Origin of the sequence: Pseudidiomarina sp. (genome assembly GCF_033722695.1) — a bacterium.
Classification (GTDB): domain Bacteria; phylum Pseudomonadota; class Gammaproteobacteria; order Enterobacterales; family Alteromonadaceae; genus Pseudidiomarina.
In genome coordinates this window covers 1-22,654 of sequence record NZ_JAWVYM010000006.1, presented here as the reverse complement: position 1 = coordinate 22,654, position 22,654 = coordinate 1, and the positions used below count along the sequence as shown (strand labels likewise).

The following is a 22,654-nucleotide window of genomic DNA, read 5'->3' as shown; positions in this document are numbered from 1 at the left end:
GCTGCCATACTCTTGGAGAGCGTGCGCTCATAATCCATGCGGAAAGGTATCCGGAATTTTAGCGACATCTCTGCTGATATCGATGTGGTGCAGCGCCTGGCTGTCATCAAAGTGCACAAAGTGATCATAGCGCTTCGGAATCACCGTTGGTACGTAGTTGCCGTAGCGCTCGTGTCGCGGATTATAAACGACTCCGACGGCACGATGTGGAAGGCGCCGCTTTAGACCGGAGTTCGACTTCAAATCTTTAGAATGTACAAAAAATTGCTTACCGGCCTGATGGCAGATATCTTCCCAACTGCCTTCCCGGGCTGCCGGTAAATCCATGTCCTCTACTTTGGCGCCCCAGGCACTACCTGCAGTAACACTGCCCCGGTAGCTGCCAAAGCCAACCAGCGCCACCTGCTCGCTACCATATTCTTCGCGGCCCAGCTCGCCGAGATTAAACAGCCCCTGATCGCCCATGTCGGTGTAGGACGCATCGCCGATGTGGGTATTGTGGGCCCAGACGATGCCTTTGGCATCTTTGCCGTGAAAATCCATCAGTCGCTTCAGGGTATCCATCATATGACGGTCACGCAGGTTCCAGGTCGACTCGCCGCCGCTGGCCATAATCCGATAGTAATGCTCAGCGTTTTTGCTCACGTTGGCGTTTTGCTCGGCGCTGAAGGCTTCCTCGGGATCAGAGTTATAGCTGGGCGCTTTGCTGCGTACCTCACTTAGCAACCGGCCGACTTCATCGCTGCAGCCTTCAGGCACCAGTCGCGTGGAAATTGCATAGCGCTGACCGTCTTCATCCCGATAAGGTTCAAAGCAACGCATTGCGGTTTTGGCGGTTTCATAGGCTTCAGGATCTTCATCGCGCAGATACTCCATAATGGCGTCCATTGATTCCCACAGGCTATAAACGTCCAGCCCGTAAAAGCCTTTACGCTTGTCTTCATCACGTGACTCATTAAATTCACGCAGCCACTGAGCAAATTCGTGCACTTCCCAGTTCGCCCACATCCAGCTCGGCCAGCGCTCAAACTCTTTAAGCACCTGCTTCGTATCCCGGATGGCATCGTCATAGCCTTTCACATGGCGATTAAGCTCATAGCAAGGCGGCCAGTCGCCCTCAACCACCACAAAATCAAAACCGTAATCCTCCATCAGCGCTTTCGATATCTTTGCCCGCCACTTGTAGTATTCATGGGTGCCGTGGGAAGCCTCGCCAAGCATCACTATTTGCTTGTCTTGAACGGCTTCAAGCAGCGGGCGCAGATCGTCGATACTTTCAAAATCGTGTTTATTTTCCTGAACGGTCTTAAGGATTGAATCTGTCATCGTCTTACTCCCTGTCTGTCGGGTCATCGCATTAAATGCGGGTGTAGATTTCCGGCTTCTCTTTCGCCAGTAAGCTAGCAGCCAGGCTCACCTCATTAATATCCAGATGGTCCTGAAAAGTCGAAGCCTGCTGGTTTTTCTCAGCCAGCCAGAATGCTTCAATGTCATCGGCCATCTGCCAGATGGCTGAATCAATCTGTGGCTCGACGGCATTTTCTTTCAGCAAGGCTAAATTGCCTTTCAGGCAGCGCAGACCCAGAGATAATCCGCATTCACGAAATGCCAGCCGGTAGTTGGCTGACTCATCCGCGTTGAATGAGCGGTAAATCGCATCCAGTCCCTGCTCAGCATCGCGCAGCAGGCGTTCGGGTTTAACCGCTGGTGGCAGTTCCATAAAGGTCTGTAACTCGGCCGCTCGCACCACGTTAAGCAACAACGACCCGACACCAAGCGCGTCGTCCGTGGCCCAGTGCGAACGGGCGCAGAGTGCCTTCAGCTTGTCTATGTAACCGTCAAACTCATACTTGAACGAGCCACTTTCAGCGTAGGCCTGCATCGCGCATAGTAGTCCTTCTAACGGGTCATGGGCGCCCATCATAGGTACCAGCGGACGCGACAGATCCACGCTCATCTTCCAGTACATCTTGGTGCCTGCCCCCTCCTTGTCGGCGATGAAGCGCGAGCCGGCGATGCTGAGCTCGGCGGCCCAGGTCGCCAGTTGCTTATTGTTGAAATGCTTGCTGGCGGTGAGCAGTGCGTTGATCCAGCGGGTATGGTAGTGGTAGTACTGGCCGTCGCGCTCCCACTCCAGCTTCTGGTCGTAGTGTTCGCCTTCTTTGCGTTCGGGTCGCTTTTTGCCTATACGCAGACCGCCGACCGTAGGGTGTTCGCGGCCCTTTTCCTCTTCCAGGCCACTGATCCAGCCCGCGCGGGAATCTTGCTCCGCGTACTGTCCCAAATGGCAATGGACCTCTTTAATAGTGCGCAGCGCCTGCGCGTCAAAAACTTTGTCTCCATCCAGATTACTTAATGCCAGGAAATTTAGCGTCGCGAAAGCGTCTGTCCAGAGATAGCGGCGGGCGGCGTCACCGCTGTCATTAGCAAGTCCGGACCGCTCAGCAAAACCTTGCATAAGTTCGCGGGCCGGCGCCAGCTCATTGCTATCGGTTAATTCACTCATAATTACTCCTTCCCCGCTTTACCGGTCATGGGTACAAAGCGTACCAGCAGCAGCTTAGTCTCCTTGAATTCGTCCTCGCTAATGCGCTCAACCAGCACCAGTTCCTGCTCTTGCTTGCCAACGGGGGCCAGCAGTTTGCCACCTATTTTTAGCTGATTCTTAAGTGTTCCCGGGATTTTTGCCGGTGCTGCGGTCAGCTCAATGGCGTCAAAGGGCGCCTCTTCCGGCCAGCCTTCGTAGCCATCCCCATAGCGGGTTTCGATATTATCGATATCAGTTTTCGCGAGGTTTTTCTTTGCCAGTTCTGCCAGCCACTCGATAATTTCGATCGAGTAAACCTGCTTTGCCAGGCGGGATAAAACCGCGGCGTTGTAGCCGCACCCGGTACCAATTTCCAGCACCTTATCATCCGGGTTAAGCTGCAAAGCCTGTGCCATATAGGCCACAATATAGGGTTGGCTTATAGTCTGGGATTTGCCGATAGGCAATGGGCGATCGTCATAGGTGTGCTGCTGTAATTCTTCGGGCACAAACAACGAGCGATCGACTTCACGCATCGCCTCAATCACCCTTGAATCCTGAACATCCCTGCCTTTTAAATGGCGCTCAATCATCGTTTCCCTGGTGTTCATAATAGATACCTGCCTGTCTCTGTATAGGAGGGGGCTGACACCGCCTCCGGTTGCGCGTTACTCTAGATAAACTTCAGTTAAGTGTAGTAACCCAACCCAGAATCGGGCAAATTCAGCAAAGGGCACTGGCATGAGAGATGTATTTATCGGGATTGATGTAGCCTGCGCCAGGGCTAAATACCTGCCGGTTGTAATGTGTTATCAGGACGACGACATTCTGCGCCCGCTGGCGCTGAATACCTTTGCCCAGAAACCGCCACAAGGCCGGGGAAACCCATCGACAGTGTCGGCCGCAATCAACCGTGACTACGCCCGCGAAACCCGGCAGTACATTGAAGAAGTTTGTCGGCAGCACCATCTGAATCCGGTACGCATTGGTATTGATTCCGCATTGCGAGCCCGCCCCAATCATATGCCTTCACGGCTTGCGGAAAGTGCGCTGAACGCAAATGGCATTAGTTGCTACAAAACACCATCCATTGATGACTTTGACCGCATTATTGCCAAAGGCAAGGCCCATCTGGCTCAAGGCGGCCCGGCCAATCGGATGCCCCACGCCATGCAGCTATTTATGTTGCCCGGCATCGCGATTGCAGAAGAAGTCACGAAAATTGCACCCAGCCTGGAGATCTATCCACAAGCCATCGCGCGCCGGCTGGGATCGGCAGCACAGCATAAAACCAAGAAAGGCCAGCCGATGGTGCAGCTGAAAGCTGTGAGCCAATATACCGGCTGGCCCAATAGCGAAAATGACTGGGCCGAATTAAAACACATTTGCCGGGGCGCAATGCACGACAAGGTGGATGCTTACAGCGTAGCCTGGGTAGCCAGCCTGCCCGAGAGTCAGCGTGAATACTTTGGTGATCCACAGCAGGAGGATGCGATCTGGGTGCCCAAGCTGGACCGACAATAGTTAGACCGCTTTTGCTATAACCAGGGTATCCAGTACCGCTCCACCGCGATGTACGCCACCTTCCAGGCTATGTTGCGCTTTGGTACGGCACAGGTAGCCGCCGTATTCCGACGTCAGGCCCAGAGTAAAGATGCCGAGCTCGCTGATATGGAAAGACAGCCTGATCAGTTCGCCATTCACTAACTTACTGATGGGCGCCGAACGAACCGCGGCGTCGATGTTTGCCATCAGGATATCGGCAGCATCCCGGCTGGCGTAATGTGTTAGCGCTGAAAGGCCGCGCGCGACGCTGCCGCCGCCCTCATGCTGGGTTTTATACCAGTAACCCTGATTGACCAACCGGTGAAATTCAGGCACAGATAAATCGGCTACTGAATAAGAGTGCAGACAAAGCTGCTGCAGCAGCGCCAGTTCGCGTTCATCCAGACCGAAGTAGTCCGCAAAGCCGTCAATATAGTGAACCTGCCTGCTGACAACATGTTGCAACCACTTGCTGCCACTCAGTTGCGAGGCTAAATCCGGGCATTGAGCGATGCGGGTTTGCTCAAGCTTCGCGCGAAACTGCCAGAGCGTATCATCACTATAATCTTCAGCGTTGTAGCCGGTACGCCAGTAGATTAAATCTACCCTTCGGCCATCGGGCAAAAACAGCCGCTGATCACAATAGCTAGCCGCAGCTGAGAATTCTTTAAGTGTCAGCCGCAACACACTGACGCCCTGACGCTCGACTTCCTGGGTCAGCAACTGCTGGTCATAAATGTTGTCCTCATCGTCGGTGACAACCATAACCATCATTGGCGAGTCGGAGCCAAACTCAGCTGCCAGTCGGCGGGCCCCATCCGCCAAACTAAAGCTTTGCTTCTTGATCGCCGGGTTCGTTGCGTAAAACGCGGGCTGGACAGTAGCAAGCGTCTCCAACCAGCGCTGATTCAAGGGCCCCATGCCGGCCGCAATCGGGTTGGTTTCAACCCAGCGCCACAGGCCGTCGGTATCCATTAGCAGGTCGTGACGCTGAAGCGCAACAGGCACGGTTTGCACCTGGTCAGTTGGAATAAGGCTCAGCAGTCGCCAAATCGTCCCCGGCACCGAGTCAGAAGCTTCAAGCCCCGCTGTATGTTCCAGCAGCCAGCTCCGGTCGCGCACCATAAGTTGTGATAACCGCCCGAGCAAGTCTGCAGCTTCCAAAGCTTGCTGCCATTGGCTATCCGATAAACGCCAGGGGCTGAGAGAAACCGGCGCATGGGTAAAGCCCTGCCCCTTGGTCTCAAGGCCGACCGAAGCCTGCCGCAGTCGGTCGCGCCACTCAGCGGCAGTCAACGCGCTTGCGTTATCATCTGCTGAATAAGCCTCAATGTTCATGGACCGCCCCCTACATCACCAGATCAATCGCGAAGCCGGTCAGGCACGCGGTGACAAAAACCACCCCAATAAAAGCCAGCAACAACGGCCACTGGAAAATACGCTTAAGGATAATCATTTCCGGCAGGCTGGCACCCGCGCCGCCGATGGTCAGCGCCACCACGCTGCCGTAACTCATGCCTTTGCCTACCAGGCTCAGCGCCAGCGGAATCATGGTACTGGCACGAACATACAGCGGAATACCTAACAGCGCCGCGACCGGAATCAAGTACCAGCCCGATACCTGACTGAACTGGCTGAAAAACTCAGCAGGAACGTAACCATGGATCCAGGCACCCACCACCACCGCGGCAACCAGTTGCGGCAGGAAGGCGCGGGTTTCTTTCACCGCACGCTTAAATAAATCCGCCAGGTACGGGCTGAGCGTCGGCTTTACCGGCTCAACGGCACCAGTACAGGATGTGTTGCAGCAACTTTTCTGCTCAGCGGGCAATGTGATGAAACGCTCGAAATGCAGCGCAGAGAGCAGAAAGCCAGCGCTAAGCGACAGCGCCAGCACACCGGCGGCATATAGTAGCGTTAAGTTTGCGCCGAATATAGTGAATAACAGCACCATCAACACCGGATTGAGCAGCGGCGAGGTTAACAGGAACGTCATCACCGGGCCAAAATCTGCCCGGGCCCGCAGCATGCCCACCAGCATCGGCAATGTTGAGCAACTGCAAAACGGCGTGATTGAGCCCAGTGCCGCCGCAGTAAAATAGCCACTGCCGCCGCTTAACATGGCCTGAATACGCTTAGCCGGGAAGCGATCCTGCAACCAGTACACAAACATACTGATCAGTACAAACAACACCAGAAGTTCGGTGAGCGTGGTTACAAAAAACTGCGCGGCAGATAAAAATGAAGTAGACATAACGGCTCCAATATTTCGATTATTGTCGAATTATATTATTTCGACAAATATCGAAGTGTCAATCTATATTTCGATAAATGTGGAAATTATTTTCAGGAGCAGTAAACTGGCTGGTAACGAATAGGCCGGATGGAGTGCATGTGATGGAACAATCCCTTGAAATCGAACAGGCAGCAGCCCAGTTAGCGGAGCTGGGGCACCCAACCCGCCTGGGCATTTTCCGCCTGCTGGTACGAGCCGGACGCCAGGGCATCCCCGTGGGCGACATCCAACAGGCGCTGGAGATCCCCAACTCCACCCTCTCACACCACCTGAGCAAAATGAGCAAAGTGGACTTGATGGAACAGCGCCGCGACGGCCGCACGCTCTACTGCACGCTCAAGTTTGAACAAGTTGAGGCGTTGCTGGGCTTTTTGTATTCGGAGTGCTGTATTGAGGCGCCGGAGAGCCTGGCAGGGATGGGTGAAGATAAGAGGGGCTGCTGCGATTAACCCCCTTCCAGAAGTAAATCTATTTTATCAGTTAACCTGCGAAGACGGAGGAGGCGTTCATTATTCTGGCTCGGACCACACCGCAAACTCATTGCCGTTAGGATCAGAAAAATGAAAACGACGGCCTCCGGGAAAGGAAAAAATTTCCTGCACAATTACACCGCCAGCAGATTTGACCCGCTCAAGGGTCGTTTCAAGCTCGCTGCTGTAAAGCACAACTAGCACGCTGCCAGCGCCGGTGGTCGCTATTTTATCCGACTTAAAAAAGCCGCCATCCAGGCCGGCTTTTTGAATAGATACGTAGTCGGGACCGTAATCGATAAACTCCCAGCCAAACACATCGCCGAAAAATTGCTTCGTGGCTGTAATATCTTTAGCAGGCATTTCAACGTAATTAATGGTTCCTGTGGCTGGCATAAGATCAAATCCTCCCGGGTATCCCTTAATCCAGTGACTCCGCATAACCGCTCTTACGCACGATCTCATGCGGATCGGAGAAACTCAGTAACTCTTTTAGCGCGGCTGCTTCATCAACCGAGTTCGCGACGTAAGCCTCAACAATCCGTCGCCCAATGCTGTAGCCAAGATCAGCTGGCCGGCCTTCAACCTGCCGCTGATACATCCAGGGCTGCAGCGTGTGGCTATCAAGCTGCGCAGAAAACTCATGCCAGAGTTCAGCTTCGTGCTGCACTACGTAGTCATAGCGCTCTGCTTCTGACTGGGTACTTTTGCCCTGCAGCCGCACCGCAATATAATCCGCTAAGCCCTCGACCAGGCTCTGACTGAGCACTGTGGGCCGCATGCTGGCAAGCTCTGATGATACATTGCGGATCTGGTACACATGGACAATTTCGTGGGCAACCAGGTTCGCTATCAACGCATTCGCTTCATCGAGGTTTTGCACCTCCTGACACGCAACTTCCAGGCCAATTACAACCCCATCAGGCCCCGCGGTCCCGCCTGAATTCATCGCGCCGAATACCATATAGATTGGCGCTACCTCTTTTTGCTGCAGTAATTCCGCGGCCCGGCGAAGTACGTCAACAGCTTCGGCTTCCAGTGCCTTTACAGCCGGCAGGCAGCGTTCCACAGCATGCAAATAGGCTTCGGGATTGCGATGAAGTTCAGCGTGTAAATTTTTGGCATTCTCTATCCGGTTCGGCGTGAAAATTTCAACACCCCGTGTGGCATGGTCAAGATAGGCTGTTTGAATGGCTTCAGCGTCTGGCAGCTCAGCGCTGCTCTGTAGTAACTCAGCAAAGCGGACCGCATCACTGAAATGATAAAGGTCTTGCGACTGACCGGAATCTGATTCATAGCCGCTAACTAAAGTTGCACCGAACAACAGAGACACTATGAGCTTTTTCATGGTTGCTTCCAAATAAAATAATTACCTGGATTATAAAATCCAAAACTGTGATTCCGTTAGGTAATTAGTGTGACAATCTGTAACCGTCGCTAAAGCTATTCAGTGGGATGCCGGCGGCTATTGGAATAGAAACTCAACGCCGTTACCGTGATCAAAATCAGCGCTATGCCGACTACCTGTGAGACCGCAAGCCTTTCACCCAGAATCGCAACGCCGAACATCGAGGCGGTGACAGGTTCAATCATAGCCACAATCGAGGCCACCGCCGGCGCGGTATGGTTCAGGCCAACGATATATAAAATAAAGGACAGCCCGGCGCCAAGCACGCCCAAGATCAAGAACAACGGCCAGGACTGGGTGGTGAACGCCGCCACCAGTTGCCCGGTGTCGCCCAACACACCTAAGATGAGGGCGAGTACCGCGAAAGCGACCAGCAAAATCTCCTGGGGGCTGCCGTGCGGGGCCGCGTATTTAAAACCGAAGATAAAAAGTGCATAAGACAGACCCGAGAGCAGGCCGGCACCAGCAGCCAGTAAAGTTACCTCACTGGCATCCATATCGTAGATACCGGTCAACAGCACAATACCAAGCATGACCAAAACCATTGAGAGCCATTTAAACGGCGTCGGCTGCTCGAGTCTGAGAATGAAGGATACGAGATAAACAAAAACCGGAGCGCAGTACATGAGGGTCGCTGCCACTGCAACACTACCCTCAGCGATACTTAAAAAGTAAAATCCGAAATTGCCTGCAACGCCCACGCCTGCAACTGCTGACCAGAACCATAGCCGGCTCTTTGACAGCCCGCTACCGCCCGGGCGCAACGCCAACCAGATAAGAACAAACACCAGCCCGATCGCACCACGGTAAAACGACACAACCACTGGACTCCAGCCTTGATCGGTCAGCATGCCGCCAATGCCGCCCGACAGCCCCCAGAAAAAGGCTGCAAGCGCCACGAAAGCTGTGCTTAACAGAACGCGATTTGGATGTGGCGCCATCAGATTAAACCTCTGTTGGTTTTACCCGCTGTTTCGTTGCTCTTCTATGTATTTAAGCTCATGCAGCGCAACTTCGTCGTTAGGATCAAGCTCCAGGCACTCCCTGAACTTTGCCTCTGCCTCATCGAGCCGACCTAACTCTATCAGGCTGAACCCCACTCCTCGTTTCGCGCGGGCTAATTCACTCGCTTTCAGTTCTTCCGGCGAGAAGGCAGAGAACTCTTCGGCTTGTGCAAAGGTATCCAGTGCCTTCTGCCAGTCTTCTTTAATATGGTAGATGTGCCCCATTTCTGACAAGTACATTGAATTTACCGGAGAAAATTCAAGCGCTTTGTTCAGATGCTGTTCGCCAGCATCTATCTGCCCTAATTCAATACTTGCATAACCACGCAAATAAAAAGCATCGGCGCAGTCGGTAGCCACTGCCACCGCCGATTCATTATCGACTCGTGCTTTTAGCATATAGTAAATACTGTCTGTCATTCCCCGTGCGACATAAACCCGTTCTTCACTACCAGCAAACTGCTTTTTACAAAGCGCAATTGCCTGATCGAATTCGCCGAGGGCTTTCTCCGGGTGTCCGTAGGATAAATCTTCTAAGCCTTGCTCCATGTACTGCTGAATCAAATCTCCCTGACGAACTGCGGCCTGTTCATTACTGTTTTTGGTGGTGGCACAGCCTGATAACAGCAGCACCAATATAATTATTAATTGTTTCACTGTGGGCATTCCTTGCATCGTGAGAAGGCAACAAGTTTTCATCATATTGCTCATTAAGTTAACGAGCAAGCAGAACCTGAGACGGCTTTTTAAGTTTCTCTGTAGCTTTAACGTGCTAAGTTAATAAGCAGACTAATTGCTCAACGGTAGGAAACCACGGTACTTAACTATGCGAACATTTTCATGTCAGTGCGGTAATACGCTGCATTTTGCCAACACCCGTTGTGTGGTGTGTGGGCTGATGCTGGGGTTCATGCCCGATGAAAAAAAACTGAGTGCCTTTACCCGGCATGCGGAGGGCGTGTGGCGCGCCGCAGCTAACGGCCAGTTATACCGGAAGTGTATAAATTATTCGGTGCAGGATGTGTGTAACTGGATGGTTCCGGCTGAACAGTCCGGTGATCTATGTGCTTCGTGCCAGTTAACCCGCACCATTCCCAATCTGGATCAGCCGGAGAACCGCCAACTCTGGTCCCGTATGGAACAGGCCAAACGGCGGTTGCTCTACACCCTGTATAAATTGGAGCTGCCGGTGGTATCCCGCTATGAGGATCCACAACATGGCCTGGGCTTTGAGTTTCTTGAAGATGAAACTGAAGACGACTATGGCAACGAGCTGACCGTCAAAAATTTCGTCACCACCGGGCACAGTGCCGGCATTATCACCCTGAACCTGAAAGAAGCTCAACACAGCTCGCGGATGAAAATACGTGAGGAAATGAATGAGCAATATCGCACGCTGCTGGGGCATTTTCGCCACGAGTCCGGCCATTATTACTGGGACAGACTGGTCCGTAACAGCCAGTGGCTGGATGAGTTCCGGGAGCTCTTCGGTGATGAGACGCTGAATTATACCTACGCGCTGCAAAATTATTATCAGAATGGTCCGGCGGCGGACTGGCACAAGGTATGGGTGAGTGCTTATGCCAGCATGCATCCCTGGGAGGACTGGGCGGAAACCTGGGCGCATTACCTGCATATGGTGGACACACTGGAAACCGCCAGTGATTTTGATTTCAGCGTATCATCACATCAGGTTATCGACCCTTTGGAGCAGCTGCCGCAAAGTGACGAGACCAGAACAGAAGCGCATTTTAATCAGCTCTATAACGACTGGTGCCGGCTCACGGCCGTTTTGAATGCACTTAACCGCAGCATGGGCCTCGAAGATGCCTACCCTTTTGTGCTGTCTTCCAGCGCCATCGATAAACTACGCTTTGTACACAAAATTATAAGTACTGCGTACCGCGCACAAAATTAATCTTCTTTTTCCCAATCGAACCGTGGCAGGCCCGAAAATGCCTGCCGCAGCCCCTCATTCCATTGTTTCTGCATGGATTTAAACATTGGGCTGAACGCGCGATATTTGTTGTGCCAGGGCGTCTCCAGGCTATCGCAGGTGTAGATAGCCAACTCGATGGGCAAGCCCACACTGATATTACTGCGCACAGTCGAATCAAGTGAGACCATGGCACAGCGGGCAGCGTCTTCCAGCGATGTGCTCGCTGTGATAATACGATCCAGAATAGGCTTGCCGTATTTGTTCTCACCGATCTGTAAATAGGGGGTATCGTCGGAGGCGCTAATATAATTGCCCTGCGGATAAATCATGTAGATTTCGCAAGATTTACCGGCTATCTGGCCGCCGAGGATAAAACTCGCTTCAGCGCTGACTTTACTTTTCTCAAGCGCCGGAGCGTGCTGTAGCTGCTCTCGCTGACTCAAACTTCCGATGTAACTGGCGACATCATACAAGTGCTTGCCTTTGCGCAGGTTAAAGGGCGCATCAGGATCTTCCAGATCCGAATTAATGGCGTTAACCACCGCCTGAGAGGTGGCCAGGCTACCTGCGGACAACAGCACCAGCGAGCGCTCACCTTCCCAGGTAAAACGGTTCATTTTACTGTAGGTGGCTACATAATCGACCCCTGCATTGGTGCGCGAATCAGACGCAAATACCAGGCCTTTATTAACACGGATTGCCAAACAATAGGTCACAGAATACTCCAGAAATATCAGCTGAGACTCAGCCTGAATTCATCGTATTTTCTATGTTACTCAGCATAAAAACAAACCATTTTTTGTCTTTTTGGTGGAATTGCCACTATGGTTATAGCTGGATAATAAATCACCAGAGGGAGTTGTGCATGACCATTCGTTGGGGAAGTTACAAAGTCACCAACCTGTATGATGAATTATTACGGGCGTCGGGGAAACCGCGTGCTGCAGCTGAAATTATGTGCGGCTATTTACGCAACCTGACGGATAACGATCTTGAAGAGTTTAAGGCGGCCGCAGAGTCAGCCATTCATGTAATGGGAATTAGCTTCCGGGTTTATCACGAGGAAGAAGGCTCTATCGACCGCGACTGGCCGTTTGACATTATCCCGCGAATTATCGACAAGCAAGAATGGGAAAAGATAGAAGGCGGACTGAAGCAACGGGTCAAAGCCCTGAATATGTTTATCGATGACCTCTACAATGATCAGAACATCGTTAAGGACGGTGTGTTTCCCGCTGATCTGCTGAAAAAATCGAAAAACTTTTTGCCTGAGTGCAAGGGCGTTCGTCCCCCGCTGGGTGTGTGGGCGCATATCTGCGGCTCGGACCTGGTCAGGGACAACGATGGCACCGTGTATGTCCTTGAGGATAACTTACGGGTTCCTTCCGGTGTGTCTTACATGCTGGAGAACCGCAAGGTGATGAAACGGGTTTTTCCAGAGATGTTTGAGCAGTACAGCATTTTACCGGTGGATGATTACCCGTCCCATCTCTATGACATGCTCTGCGAGCTGTCGCCCCGAGACATTGATCAACCCGAAGTGGTGGTATTGACCCCGGGTATCTATAACTCCGCCTATTTCGAACACGCGTACCTGGCCCAGCAGATGGGAGCCGAGGTGGTTGAAGGTCGGGATATGTTCGTCGATGACGACGATGTGGTCTATATGCGCACGATTGAAGGGCCAGCGCGGGTGGATGTGATTTACCGCCGCGTCGATGACCACTTTATCGACCCCGAGGTATTCAATCCTGATTCGATGCTGGGTGTGCCCGGCCTGATGCGGGCCTGGAAGGCCGGCAACGTGGCACTGGCCAACGCCCCTGGTTCTGGGGTGGCGGATGATAAGGTGGTGTACGCCTTTGTACCTGACATTATTAAGTACTATCTGAATGAAGATCCGCTGATTCCGAACGTACCCACCTACAAGTGCATCAATAAGGACGAGCGCGACCATGTGATTGAGAATATCCATAACATGGTTGTGAAACCGGCCAACGAATCCGGTGGCTATGGCATGCTGATTGGTCCCCATGCCACCAAAGCCGAGTGTGAAAAATTTAAGCGCCTGATCCGCAGAGACCCGCGTAACTATGTTGCGCAGCCGATGCTGATGCTGTCCACCGCACCAACCCTGATTGAAAACAAAGCTGAACCGCGACACCTTGATTTGCGGCCCTTTGTGTTAAGTGGCAAAGATATCAAAGTCACTATGGGTGGACTCACCCGCGTAGCCTTAACCAAAGGGTCTATCGTGGTCAACTCGTCGCAGGGCGGGGGCAGTAAAGACACCTGGATAGTGGATATGGAGGCTTAATCAATGTTGTCACGTGTAGCAAGCAATCTCTTCTGGATGGCCAGGTACCTGGAGCGGGCTGAAAATACCGCCCGGCTGATCAACGTAAACTCGCATTTGCTAATGGACATGCCCACCACCGTAAAGCTAGGCTGGGAACCAATAATCGATATTTTATCGGCCCGCGACGATTTTTATGAGCATTATGAAAAGGCCGACGAGCATAGCGTGGTCAAATACATGGTCACGGATAAGAATAACCCCAGCTCGATTATCAATTCGCTCACTATGGCGAGGGAAAACGCCCGCACCGTAAGGGAAATTATCCCCACCGAGAGCTGGGAGCAGATTAATTCCCTTTATCTCTCGGCCATGCAGAATCGCCCGTCGATGGTTGGCCGCCGCAAGCGCTATGAGTCGCTGACTGCGGTCATCCGCGCCAACCAGACACTTACTGGTATTTTGGCTGGCATTATGACCCATGATGAGGGCTATGCCTTTTTGCGTCTGGGGCGTAATCTGGAGCGGGGCGACATGACCACCCGTATCATCGATGTCCGTTCGGCTACCCTGCTCCCTGAGCTGAAGGATGAGACCCCGGCTTTTGAGAATATCCAGTGGATGGGTGTGCTGAAATCCATGTCAGCCTATCAGATGTACCGCCAAAAAATCCGCCTGCGCATCAACCGACCGGATGTGCTGAAGTTCCTGCTCCAGGAGGAGCGTTTTCCGCGCTCATTGTCACACACCCTGATGCAGGCGAAGTCGCTGCTGCAGGATCTACCGCACAATGAGAACGCCATCAAGGCAGTTGAAACCTTGCAGTCGAGGCTGTCGGACGGCAAACCGCAGTCACTCAACCAGGGCAGCCTGCATGAGTTCATTGATGAGATGCAGGTGGGGTTGATTACCGTGGCTGAGAAGATTAATGAGACCTATTTTTAAGGGCGAATGTAGACCGCTTAGCTGACGCGTCTGTTGGTGCTATTGGTAGTGATTCCAAAGCGGAAAGTTTCACTACCTTTTTTTCATCGAACACTGTCTACACGAAGCGACGCTAAATATTAAATTCGACGTGAGCTTTTCAAACGGGGCGGCTTTGTTCCGCCTCATACCCGTGCTAGTAGTCGGTTGCTGCGCGCCTCGGTTACTGTGATGCTGGTCATGATCTACCTCTTACATGCTCAAACATGCACTAAAGGTGCGCTTTTAAGTACGTACGTTAAGTCAAACGTGTTGTGCTGACGCGAGAAAAATTGTCATCAGGGATGCCTGGATTCATTAATTTGGGAGAATAACTTGAGAAAGCATCCTAGACTAATAAGCCTAGCTAGAGTAGGAGGCGTTTTATGACTCGAATCTCAGGCATGCGCTTTGCACTTATCGGCGCCATCCTTATTGCCATAAGCTTTGGTTTAGCTCGTTTTGCCTTTGGATTGTTTGTTCCACAAATACGTGCTGACCTGGATATGAGCGCTCGTACAATAGGTCTTATCGCCGCTCTACCGCTGACTAGTTTCGTCTTTATCAGTTTAATTGCCCCATTGGTCACCAAGTATTTCGGTGCACGCAACACCACCGTTTTATCTGCTTCGTTTAGTGTTCTCGGCCTGGCGCTCATTAGTCAGGCAAGTGGCCCATTTATTCTGGGCTTAGGCGTCATCGCTTGTGGTATCTGCACCGGCTTAATGATGCCAGCCTTAACTTCTGCGATGCAGGCCTTGGTAGACCGTTCCATCCATGGGCGTGTCAGCTCAATTATGAATGCTGGCACCAGCATTGGTGTCGCGTTCTCTGTTCCGGCAGTTTTATTTTTAGTTGGGGCATGGCGCTACGCCTATTTATCATTCACCCTGATAGCCATTGGGGGCGTTTTTCTTGCTTGGTACTTCATTCCGTCAGTTTCTAAGATCACCCCCGCAAACGCAGCACCGCCCCCTAAAATTACTGTGAGGCAGTGGTGGCGACTCTTAAAGCTGTCCTTGTTTGCTTTTGCTATGGGCTTTATTGCTTCAGCATACTGGACCTTTGGCCCCGATTTAGTCACCAACCTGGGCTCATTAACTTCTCAACAAAGTGGTTGGTTGTGGTTAGCCGTAGGTATTGCTGGCTTAGGGGGAGCCGTTATCAGTGATCTGGCCGATAGAAATAACCCTGCTATTACCCACGCACTTATGCTGATGATGTTGGCGACCAGTTTAACTTTGTTGGCCGCCAGCCCAAGTCAGCTCTATCTTGCCATTTTTTCAGCCTTGGTCTTCGGTTTGGCCTACATGAGCTTAACCGGCCTTTACTTGATGACCGGCATTCGCTTATTGCCGGGTCGGCTGTCGATGGGGCCGGTGCTACCCTTTTTGGCTTGTGCCTTAGGCCAGGCAGTCGGGGCGCCGCTGATTGGTTTACTAGTGGGTAAGTTTGGTTATGCCGAGAGCTTCTCTATGTTTGCATCAGTGGGAATTCTTATCTCTCTGCTATCTGCATTTTATCCAGGCCATACTGAAGATGAGCTTGATATACCTGAAGAAGAGACTGGCCTGCAAGCAGCTTTTGACTATCAGCTTCAGGACGACGAAGGTGAGCCTTTAGAAATGACGCGTCCCGAACAAGTGAATAAGGACGGTGGACCCTGAGTTAAGAAAAGCCAAGGCGGCGGTTCGAAGCAAGTATGGTGGCCCCGGGTTCTACCCCGTTTTAGCGGTGGCAACTACAGGTAGCTGTATTTCTGGTGGGGCGGGACTGAAGAAAATTGAACACAAACCAAACTTTTACAAATAGCGGAAGTGTTTTCCAATTATCCGAAATTTTGTCAATCACAATGCGCTCCTGAATCAGGATTATTGTATAAATTGACTCCTGTCAGAAACCAAAAAAAGCCGACATTTACCCGCCATCTGGCACCTAAGCTGCTATTCCTGACTCTCGCCGCAAAATCCGGTAAATACGGCTACGCGTGTAGCGCTGCAGCAATATCGGATAGACGTTTACCACAATGTTGCCGGCACTCAGATACAGCGCCCAGCCATGCCAGCCAATACTCCATGCGTGGGCTGCTGAAACGGCACCGATAGCCAACAAAACGATATGCCCTCGCTCGCTTTGTTCGGTGCGTTTGATGAAATCGGCTGCCGATTTGCGCGACCGTATCATGCGGTAGTTGGGATCTTTGCGGCGTTCCCAGCGATTGGCGAAGTCCCCATCCGGGACCAACTTCCGGAAAACCAGTACGCCGAGTAATTCATAGACCCGACCGGTCTGCTCAAACTCAGACACGCGAAAGTAGCCACGCGGAATAATCCACCATAGGGCGACTGAAATGGCCATCGCGAACAAGACAAAGACTCCAGGCATGAGGTCGCCAGCTGGGTAATCGAACGGCCTGAGCGGACCCCAGACATAGAGCCAGAACATGATGAGCGGGGCCAGCCAACCTCCCGCCATAAAGGCGAACGGAATAATATTGAGTCCGTGCGTGGGTGGTTCGTAACGCTGGGGTTCACTTCGTATCATAAACGGAGTTCCAAATATGTTTTAGCGGACTGGCCCGCTCTGATCATGGTTATCTTATTTCAGATCGGGCTCGTTTTATCCAGTCGATAACCCACCTCGCCATCGGCTCTAACCTCGCCGCGCGACCAGCCTTGCCTCTCATATAACCGGTCGGCGCGCGTATTCGCATCGGTACTCAAAATGATACTCGTCGCGCCCATGTCGAACAGCCAATCAGCCGCCAATTTCAGGAGCCGTGCGCCGATACCTTTTCCCTCATATCCGGGCTTCACGAACAAAGCCCAAATGGACCCATCGTTGAGCGATGCGACCGAGAATCCGACCACCTCGCCGTCAATTTCACAAAGCCAGCCCTTGCCCGACTCACTTAAATAGGCGACGTACATCTCAGTTGTGACTTTGCCCGGATCGGACAAAACATTCTCTTTAACCGAGAGACGTATCCCGGACAAGGCGGGGATATCTTCAACGTTCGCTTCACGGAAAACCATTGGCTTTTCCTTACCATTGGCGGCAGAACCTGAGATTGCTTAGTGTAAACTAACTTCGGCGTTACCAGTGCAGCTTCTCATCGCATTTATCCACAGCAGTATCCATCCCCTCACGAATAGACTCACGCATCCCAGGAACAGCTAGCAGGTAGAATGTTTCCTGAATTGCAGACCAATTTTCTTCGGAGACCAGGACCGCATTGTTCCGCTTACTTGTAATAACGATGGATCGACGGGACTCGGCCGTCTAATCGATCAACCAATAAAGGTTGCTTCGCCCGTCAGCTATCATGATTTTGATAATGACTCACCTATTCTATGCCAAAAATTTTACCGAAATCTACGCATTTTATGTCCGTACATCAATGCAGACGCTTAGGGTCGTTGCAGGCAGATAACGCTAACGGTCAATTAATTTATACGAAAAACTGCTGTCTAAAATGGGGGGATTACAGAGTATGTCGAATGAGCTCTAAAAAAGGATTTATTCTTCTTCTATTTATCGCTAATTTTGGCACAGCACTTTTCTCTGTTCCGCAAGCTCTGGCAGAGGAGGAAGTGCCAGAAGAGCGAATTCAGGTCACGGCACCACGACTTAAACCCGAGCCCATAATCGTCTTTAACTCTTTCTGGATGATAGACTTGCAGGCTTCGATCGGTTCTGACGTAGCAAACGTAAACACCTATATTGAAGAGCAAAAGGAAGACAGTTGTCGGGCGGGTAACCCCGTCATCGTATCATCAGGGGAAAAGGTCGAATCAATTACCGATGTCGTACTTAAAGGGCAGCTCCCCTTTTCGCTGACGCGCGACTACTCAAGTCTAAACAGTCACATTGGCGCTTTTGGGCCAGGCTGGCATCAGCTTTGGATATAAAGCTTATCCTGACTTCAAATGTCGACGGTGACGCCTGGCCAGATTACATCCGCATGGGCGCAGGGCGAAAGATTCATTTTGAGGAGCCAAGGCAACGTTCTCCGGGCGAGCCTCCTGAGCTATCCTTTTTAAGCTCTTCGGGGTCGAACGTACTGAACACGGTACCGGATTTTAGCGGCTGGGGCCTGTTCTTCGAAGATGGCCGCAAGTTTGTATTTAACAGCGCAGGTCGACTAACCAAGATAGAGACATACTCAGGCGGGCGTGGCGTTACGTTCAATTATGTTGCTGGAAAGCTAAGCGAAATAGTCGCCGTTGGCGGCCGTAAGCTCACGGTGCAATGGAACGCTGCTGGTCTCGTATCCAAAATTATTGATAACCAGGGCAACCAATATGTGTATGGCTACACCAACGGTGTACTCACCTCGGTCACTTATCCAGACAGCACTACGCATACATACCATTACGACGCCAGTGTCACCCATAGGTTGGTCGGTGTAAGCTATGGCGGTCAGCGGTATTCGTGGTTCACATACGACTTTAACGGGCGAGTGACAGAGAGCCGTCACGCAAACAATATTGATAAAACGACATTCAGCTATGGATACACTACTTCTGTCGTAACTAATGCGCTGGGGAACAAGACAACCTACACATACGCGAATTCAGGAAAGAGCCGTCTAACAAAAGTAACAACCGATGGTACGCCATACTGCGGTACCGCTATTACCTCTCAAACACATAACAGTATTGGTCAGGTAAATTCAAAAATCTCAGCCACGGGCGAAAAGTCCACCTATCAGTATTACCGCCGTTCGCCAACCAAAATTGTTCGGGCTGTCGGGACAGCCGACGAATATAGTGAGTCCTATACATGGGAGAACACCTCGCGGCGACTGACCTCAGTCAGCCGAAGCGATGGTCGCAATGAAAGCTATACCTACAACTATCAAAAGGACCCGACAAAATACACCCTGTCCGGTGGCGGTTTAACACGGGAGTGGACCTATCAATATACCTATGGCACGGGTAACCTCATAGCGAACCGTACCACTACGAACCCGCAAGGACAGACGCGTTCAGAATCCTACGATAGCCTGGGTAATTTAACCCAGGTAACTGACGAGCTGGGATTCATCACCTCTTATCAGAACTATGACGCCCTGGGCAATGTCGGCACCATTATCTATCCCGATGGCACGAAAACTGAATATACCTACGATGTTCGTGGGCGCATTCAGACCGTGAAGCAGCGCGCAACGAACGGCAGCTTCAATCAGGTAACGTATTGGTATAACCGTTTTAATAAGGTTTCCCGGCAGCTTTATAGTACCGGCGAAGACATCAATTACGAATATGACCTGGCAGGCCGCTTAATCCGCGTCCAAACAAGTAAAGGAAGCAACTATGACGAAATTATTCTAACCCGTGATTTGGCCGGTAATATTACCCAGCGGCAGATTAGAGAAAAGGTCGGAACGACCACCACTTCAGTATACCTTGAGACCCTGACATATACTGCCAGGGGAATGTTGCGCGCCGTTAAAGACCACAACGGCAATATCATTTCACAACATCTTTATGATGCTTCCGGGCGTGTCATTGAAACCGAAGATGGCGGTGCGAAGACCCAAAAATTCAGTCACGATTTACTGGACCGCCTGGTACGGGCCGAGGAGGCCGACACCAGCCAGACATCCCTCAGTCACTCGCTAAAAGGAATAGAAGCTGTCACCGATGCGCGGGTTAATCAGACCAGCTACAGCCGTAATTTGTTCGGTGAAACTGAGCAGTTGATGAGTCCCGATACAAACACGAGCTCTATGATCTTTAATAATGTGGGCGCGGTGGCTTCTATTACGGATGCCCACAACATAACAACAGCGTTAAAGTATGATGCTGCTGGCCGCTTGACGAAGCGCTTAAACAATCAGACAACCCAGTTTTACTACGACCAGGGCGTACAGCTCCATCGTGGTAAGCTCACATCATTTACTGACCCCAGCGGCTCAACATCCTATACGTACGGAGCCTGGGGTAAAATGACAGGGCAGAGCAGTACAATCGGAAGTAGTAATTATACCGTAGGCTGGGCCTACGATTCCCAGGGGCGCGTTAGCTCAATGACCTACCCGGGTGGCAACCGGGTTAACTATCAGTACAATGCGTACGGTGAAGTTGCCTCACTTTCCGTAACCATTAACGGTGTCACCTCGCCGCTCCTGAGTAGTATTTCCGCACTGCCCTCCGGCCCAGTAAACGGCTGGGTATTTGGGAATAACCTTTCGCGGACGATTAACTATGACTCGTCCTATCGGGTGACATCAATTACGACCCCGGGAATTCAGTCGCTGACCTACAGCTACGATAGCTCGGGGAATATCAGCTCTATCACCAATGGTATACGTAGCGGCGACTCCCAGACATTCAGCTACGATAATCGTAACCGTTTGACGGGTGTCACTAGTTCGGGGCTGGGTAATTCAGGCTTTAGCTACGATACGCTGGGAAATCGCCTGAGTCGCTCAGGTACGCTGAGCGAAAGCTACACAATGGATGCGAATTCCAATAGGCTATTGTCAGTGACACGCGGCACCAGTCAGCGGAGTCTGAGCTACGATGCGAACGGAAACGTTATCAGTGAGAACGGCTTTAACGGTCAGACGCGTAGCTATTCGTACAATAATGATAACCGCATGGTCAGTGCCGGGAGTGCAACCTATGGGTATAACGCTTTAGGCCAGCGGGTGCGCAAGACTGCAGGGGGTGTTACCACGCACTTCATTTATTCGCCAGAAGGTCAGTTACTGGCTGAGGGAGCGACCAAGCAATATATTTATTTTGCAGGCCAGCCGGTCGCTCTCATTAAGAGCAATCAGCTTTACTATGTGCATAACGATCACTTAGGGCGCCCGGAAGTGCTGACAAACAATTCGGGCAGCATTGTCTGGCGAGCTAAACTGGAAGCCTTTGATCGGAGCGTGCTGACCAGTTCAGTTGGAGACTTTAATATTGGCTTCCCGGGACAATATTGGGACGCTGAAAAGCAAAGCTGGTATAATTATTTCAGGGACTACGATGCGACAACAGGACGTTACCTTCAGAGTGACCCAATAGGGCTAAATGGGGGACTAAATACTTATACCTATGTTTTGAATAACCCTATCTTAAATACGGATCCTATAGGGCTGCAGGTATTTGTTTGTAGCCAACCAGCCTTTGGTTGGATGCCCATGGATCATCAATGGTTAAAGACTAATTCATATGAGTCAGGTATGGGGGCTCCCGGGGATGACGATGTAGGCAATAATTCCCAGCTCCCTTTCACAAGGGTTGAAACAGTCGATCATACTGGGCGTTCAGGGGATCCTAACGCAAGCTGCACAGAAGTTAGCGATGTTGACGAAAATATCGTAGATAAGCTAATTAGACCAGGACAAGAGTTGGGAAGATGGGCTCCTACTAATCAGTGCCAGTCGTTTGTTTCAGATGTGATATTTCAAGCGCGCACAGCTACATGGCATAAACAACGCCGTGAGCAAGTCATGAATTCTCTCAATAATGTAACGAAACTGTAGAGTGGTAACTATGCTTAATAAAGTGCTTACTATTTTAAATGTATCGCTGTTCGCAGTTCTGCTGTTTCTCTTGTATCCCAGCATGTTTGATAACTCGGAAGCGAGCTGGGATCGAATGTTCAGTTATCCCCTAAATTGCGTATCAAATGCCCAAGAAGAAGTTAACTTCACGGGAGGGGTTGGGGAGCAGAGAAGAGCTAGACACTGCGTAATTCGGCACGGGTCGTATACAGAATGGCAGAACGGCGTGCTTGTAATGGAAGGAGAATATAGCTATGGCAAAAAAACGGGCAAGTGGACTTGGTATGACAATACTGGTGAGACAATAATTAACCAAGAAAATTACTAAGGTAATAATCAACTATTTAGGGTTATTTTGCGCGGTGCCCCCAATGATGGACAGCTCACTCCGGCCTACAATGAACTTTAAAATGGGGCGGGGTTGCTGGGGATCTTGACTTACCAGACTCCAAATATGATTCACTCGCAAATCAACTGTTGCAGCTATTATGGTAAATTTCCATTTATTGTGGAAATTGACAAAAAGGCTTGAAAGTGAACTGCTACTCGGTCAAACGGGTTCTACCCAGTTATCACGGACGGTTTAAAATCGCACTAAACTGCTGATCTCGTTTTGCCAGTCTACGACGCATTCTTGGATTATGAAACCGTTCAATATAATCAAAGATATCTGAACGCGCTTCATCCCTGGTTCGG

Annotated in this window: 20 protein-coding genes and 2 pseudogenes; 8 read left to right on the top strand and 14 right to left on the bottom strand. The window is 51.2% G+C overall.

Translation table 11 applies throughout. The features are described from left to right. Positions 1-27 precede the first annotated feature (27 nt). From R3196_RS03875 to R3196_RS03865, 3 genes are read right to left on the bottom strand one after another with little or no spacing between them, the layout of a single operon-like run. Positions 28-1,326 (bottom strand): erythromycin esterase family protein, encoded by a 1,299-nt coding sequence (locus tag R3196_RS03875; RefSeq protein ID WP_318935338.1) that lies wholly within the window; start codon positions 1,324-1,326, stop codon positions 28-30. Positions 1,327-1,357: 31 nt separating this feature from the next. Next, on the bottom strand, positions 1,358-2,506 hold the full coding sequence (locus R3196_RS03870) for a hypothetical protein (protein WP_318935337.1): 1,149 nt from the start codon (positions 2,504-2,506) through the stop codon (positions 1,358-1,360). Positions 2,507-2,508: 2 nt separating this feature from the next. After that, positions 2,509-3,138, bottom strand: coding sequence for a protein-L-isoaspartate(D-aspartate) O-methyltransferase (locus tag R3196_RS03865; RefSeq protein ID WP_318935336.1), 630 nt, complete (start codon positions 3,136-3,138; stop codon positions 2,509-2,511). A 130-nt stretch (positions 3,139-3,268) separates the two neighbouring features. Here R3196_RS03865 and R3196_RS03860 point away from each other — a divergent pair, with 130 nt between their 5' ends. Next, complete coding sequence (locus R3196_RS03860) at positions 3,269-4,051, top strand: DUF429 domain-containing protein (protein WP_318935335.1); 783 nt, start codon at positions 3,269-3,271, stop codon at positions 4,049-4,051. Here the strand turns inward: R3196_RS03860 and R3196_RS03855 are convergent, their stop codons facing one another. Together R3196_RS03855 and R3196_RS03850 are read right to left on the bottom strand one after the other, a co-directional pair. After that, a complete protein-coding gene (locus R3196_RS03855; RefSeq protein ID WP_318935334.1) occupies positions 4,052-5,410 on the bottom strand; it encodes a glutathione synthase in 1,359 nt (452 codons plus the stop codon). Between the two features lie 10 nt (positions 5,411-5,420). Then, entirely contained in the window at positions 5,421-6,326 is a 906-nt protein-coding gene (locus R3196_RS03850; RefSeq protein ID WP_318935333.1) for a permease, read from the bottom strand. A 143-nt stretch (positions 6,327-6,469) separates the two neighbouring features. On the opposite strand from R3196_RS03850, the gene R3196_RS03845 reads away from it, so the two are divergent. Further along, positions 6,470-6,817: a metalloregulator ArsR/SmtB family transcription factor gene (locus tag R3196_RS03845; RefSeq protein ID WP_318935332.1), complete on the top strand. Its 348-nt coding sequence runs from the start codon at positions 6,470-6,472 to the stop codon at positions 6,815-6,817. A gap of 60 nt (positions 6,818-6,877) precedes the next feature. On the opposite strand, the gene R3196_RS03840 is transcribed toward R3196_RS03845, so the two are convergent. The 4 genes from R3196_RS03840 to R3196_RS03825 form a co-directional block, all read right to left on the bottom strand. Then, entirely contained in the window at positions 6,878-7,234 is a 357-nt protein-coding gene (locus R3196_RS03840) for a VOC family protein (RefSeq protein ID WP_318935331.1), read from the bottom strand. Positions 7,235-7,259: 25 nt separating this feature from the next. Then, positions 7,260-8,186 carry a DUF2268 domain-containing putative Zn-dependent protease gene (locus R3196_RS03835; protein ID WP_318935330.1) on the bottom strand — a complete coding sequence of 309 codons (927 nt, stop codon included), beginning with the start codon at positions 8,184-8,186 and terminating at the stop codon, positions 7,260-7,262. 95 nt (positions 8,187-8,281) lie between these two features. Then, positions 8,282-9,187, bottom strand: a complete 906-nt coding sequence (locus tag R3196_RS03830) for a DMT family transporter (RefSeq protein WP_318935329.1) — start codon at positions 9,185-9,187, stop codon at positions 8,282-8,284. Between the two features lie 21 nt (positions 9,188-9,208). Further along, entirely contained in the window at positions 9,209-9,907 is a 699-nt protein-coding gene (locus tag R3196_RS03825) for a tetratricopeptide repeat protein (RefSeq protein ID WP_318935328.1), read from the bottom strand. Between the two features lie 169 nt (positions 9,908-10,076). On the opposite strand from R3196_RS03825, the gene R3196_RS03820 reads away from it, so the two are divergent. Further along, positions 10,077-11,168 carry a putative zinc-binding metallopeptidase gene (locus tag R3196_RS03820; RefSeq protein ID WP_318935327.1) on the top strand — a complete coding sequence of 364 codons (1,092 nt, stop codon included), beginning with the start codon at positions 10,077-10,079 and terminating at the stop codon, positions 11,166-11,168. Here the strand turns inward: R3196_RS03820 and R3196_RS03815 are convergent. Continuing rightward, positions 11,165-11,905, bottom strand: coding sequence for a peptidase (locus tag R3196_RS03815; RefSeq protein ID WP_318935326.1), 741 nt, complete (start codon positions 11,903-11,905; stop codon positions 11,165-11,167). The genes R3196_RS03820 and R3196_RS03815 overlap by 4 nt on opposite strands. A gap of 149 nt (positions 11,906-12,054) precedes the next feature. Between R3196_RS03815 and R3196_RS03810 the strand changes: the two genes are divergently transcribed. The 3 genes from R3196_RS03810 to R3196_RS03800 all read left to right on the top strand — a co-directional run bounded on the left by R3196_RS03810 (position 12,055) and on the right by R3196_RS03800 (position 16,115). Beyond that, entirely contained in the window at positions 12,055-13,506 is a 1,452-nt protein-coding gene (locus R3196_RS03810) for a circularly permuted type 2 ATP-grasp protein (protein ID WP_318935325.1), read from the top strand. 3 nt (positions 13,507-13,509) lie between these two features. After that, positions 13,510-14,430 carry an alpha-E domain-containing protein gene (locus R3196_RS03805; protein ID WP_318935324.1) on the top strand — a complete coding sequence of 307 codons (921 nt, stop codon included), beginning with the start codon at positions 13,510-13,512 and terminating at the stop codon, positions 14,428-14,430. A 404-nt stretch (positions 14,431-14,834) separates the two neighbouring features. Beyond that, entirely contained in the window at positions 14,835-16,115 is a 1,281-nt protein-coding gene (locus R3196_RS03800; protein ID WP_318935323.1) for a CynX/NimT family MFS transporter, read from the top strand. A gap of 268 nt (positions 16,116-16,383) precedes the next feature. Here the strand turns inward: R3196_RS03800 and R3196_RS03795 are convergent, their stop codons facing one another. The 3 genes and pseudogenes from R3196_RS03795 to R3196_RS03785 all read right to left on the bottom strand — a co-directional run bounded on the left by R3196_RS03795 (position 16,384) and on the right by R3196_RS03785 (position 17,775). Continuing rightward, positions 16,384-16,992, bottom strand: a complete 609-nt coding sequence (locus R3196_RS03795; RefSeq protein ID WP_318935322.1) for a hypothetical protein — start codon at positions 16,990-16,992, stop codon at positions 16,384-16,386. Positions 16,993-17,051: 59 nt separating this feature from the next. Next, on the bottom strand, positions 17,052-17,483 hold the full coding sequence (locus tag R3196_RS03790; RefSeq protein WP_318935321.1) for a GNAT family N-acetyltransferase: 432 nt from the start codon (positions 17,481-17,483) through the stop codon (positions 17,052-17,054). Between the two features lie 61 nt (positions 17,484-17,544). Then, positions 17,545-17,775 (bottom strand): annotated as a pseudogene (locus tag R3196_RS03785) (type II toxin-antitoxin system Phd/YefM family antitoxin). Between the two features lie 173 nt (positions 17,776-17,948). Here R3196_RS03785 and R3196_RS03780 point away from each other — a divergent pair. Both R3196_RS03780 and R3196_RS03775 read left to right on the top strand, forming a co-directional pair. Then, entirely contained in the window at positions 17,949-18,359 is a 411-nt protein-coding gene (locus R3196_RS03780) for a DUF6531 domain-containing protein (RefSeq protein ID WP_318935320.1), read from the top strand. Next, positions 18,350-21,937 carry an RHS repeat-associated core domain-containing protein gene (locus R3196_RS03775; RefSeq protein WP_318935319.1) on the top strand — a complete coding sequence of 1,196 codons (3,588 nt, stop codon included), beginning with the start codon at positions 18,350-18,352 and terminating at the stop codon, positions 21,935-21,937. Before R3196_RS03780 ends, R3196_RS03775 begins: the two co-directional genes overlap by 10 nt. Positions 21,938-22,519: 582 nt before the next feature. Here R3196_RS03775 and R3196_RS03770 read toward each other — a convergent pair. Beyond that, positions 22,520-22,654, bottom strand: a pseudogene (locus R3196_RS03770) (IS3 family transposase); the annotation flags it as partial.